The organism is Vibrio sp. Vb2880 (genome assembly GCF_033337975.1).
GTDB classification, from domain to species: Bacteria; Pseudomonadota; Gammaproteobacteria; order Enterobacterales; family Vibrionaceae; genus Vibrio; species Vibrio alginolyticus.
This window is the reverse complement of the sequence record NZ_JAWORT010000081.1, coordinates 1-724: the sequence shown is the minus strand read 5'-3', so window position 1 is coordinate 724 and position 724 is coordinate 1. Positions and strand designations below refer to the sequence as shown.

Sequence of the window (724 nt, the reverse complement as noted above, 5' to 3'; positions counted from 1 at the left end):
CCCGTTAGTACCTTGCAAGGGTTTCCCCAATCTACAAGCCTCTTTGCTACCTCACTGCGGTAGACTTAGGATGAACCACTCATTTGGATGGTGCTTTCGACAAATCCGCTAGTCCCCATCAGACCAGAGCAAATAACAACGTACTAGGTTGAAAGTCTCTGATTTGTGGAGGAAGTCCTTAGACTTCTACACCTCTATGCTGTCTCATAGCCCTAGTGACTCTTAATCCTACCACCGACTACTTGGGGAATATTACTCTTGAAGTGCTTGCTTGATATGATCTATCATGAAAGGACTTCTAAACGCGGTTCAAACGTTAGAGTATCCCGACGAAAACCAGCTTCCTACGGCTGGTTTTGTCACATATGGGGAAAGAGATTAATCCTAAAAGCGTTTGATCTCAATGATCCTTTTTACCGATCATTACCAATCCCTACAAAAAAGCTTCCCCATTGGGAGGCTTTTTTGTTTCTATCGTGCGAAAAAAATATATTTCAAAACTTCAAAGCACCATCAACAACACCCTACATGCTCAATCATCGATTTTGGTTGTTTTTCTGTTGGATAGCCGTTGGATTCAACGTTATTCGCATGGTGTTGCGCTGATTTTGGTTGGATAGTCGTTGGATTTTGGTTGGATAATCGTTGGACGGCACAAAACACAGCAAAAAACAGGAACGCTGTTCGAGGTGTACCTCGAAATATAGGCACACAGTTGGCGAGT

The 724-nt window shown here is 43.1% G+C and carries 1 protein-coding gene; it reads right to left on the bottom strand.

Annotated features, from left to right (window positions below):
* Positions 1-513: 513 nt before the first annotated feature.
* Positions 514-724 (bottom strand): hypothetical protein (locus R7M92_RS25000; protein ID WP_318134579.1); only part of this gene is annotated, 211 nt, incomplete at its 5' end.